This is a genomic window from uncultured Rothia sp., assembly GCF_937976295.1.
Lineage (GTDB): Bacteria > Actinomycetota > Actinomycetes > Actinomycetales > Micrococcaceae > Rothia.
Genome location: NZ_CALJRY010000246.1, coordinates 1 through 1,019, shown reverse-complemented (window position 1 = coordinate 1,019; position 1,019 = coordinate 1). Strand labels below are relative to the sequence as shown.

At 60.3% G+C, this 1,019-nt stretch carries 1 protein-coding gene; it reads right to left on the bottom strand.

Going from position 1 to position 1,019, the window contains the following annotated elements; translation table 11 throughout:
* Window positions 1–843 (bottom strand): phage portal protein (locus tag Q0216_RS06625; protein ID WP_298593927.1); only part of this gene is annotated, 843 nt, incomplete at its 3' end.
* Between the last annotated feature and the right edge of the window lie 176 nt (window positions 844–1,019).

Genomic DNA, 1,019 nt, shown 5'->3' with positions numbered 1-1,019 from the left:
CTGCGCATACAGCTTGAACGTGTTCAGCAGCTGGGACAGGTCAGCACCCGGGATAGTGCCAGTCTTCGCATCCGAAGGACCCACAATGAAACGCCCAAAGTACGCCTCAATACGCCCCGCACCCTCAGCAGACAGCGCCTCATCCACCCCATCACCGAAAAGGTACCGGGTCGGCATCGCCAATAGCTCCTGAGCCACCTGCAAGTTCGTAATCGTGCGAGAAGCGGCATCACAAAGCTGATGAATCTCCTCAATTTCGCTCCGCCCAGCCTCACCCAAACGGATTTGATTCACGAAAGGCACCACCGGGATACGCCCCAGCCCGTGCTCCTCCCGCGCCACCAACTCCGCACCAGACCCGCCGGCACGCCACCACGTGGTCACATTCGGCTCGTACACCGCCTTGTACTCGCTCTTACCGGAACGGTACCGGCGTACCGCACGCACCACGCGCCCGGCATAATCCTTCTCCAGCTCAAACTCGTTCCCGGCGTGCACACTCACCACCGGAATATCCGAATCCGCCGAACCGCCCACCACCATATACGAGCAGCCCTGGATAAGAGCCTCAGTCAAAGCCAACGTCAGCAGCGTCCGGAAGTTGTTCGCTTGCAGGATCCGGTTAAGCTTCTCCGGCGCCTCGTGGACTTCCCCCTCCTCAGCCAGAGAGAACCCATCCAACACCAGCGACTCCACCAGCACGTCAATGCTCAGCTTCGGCCAACGCACCGGCATCTCCAGCACCCGCACATTTGGCGGTAGAGACACACCGATAGCGTCCAGACGGTGCTCGCCGTTATAGTAGGCTTCCCACTTCGCCGGGGAATTTACATAAGTGCCCAACCTGCACCCGCCTTCCTATTCTGCTTTTCCAACAGCCCATGATGGGCAAGAGTCACCGCAACCAGCGGCGAAATGTCCTGAGACCGGTCATCCCTCGTCCAATACCACAGCTCGGACGACCCCTTAGAGCGGCGGCACGCCTGCACCGCCGTGTCTAGCTCGTCCTGCCCGGTATG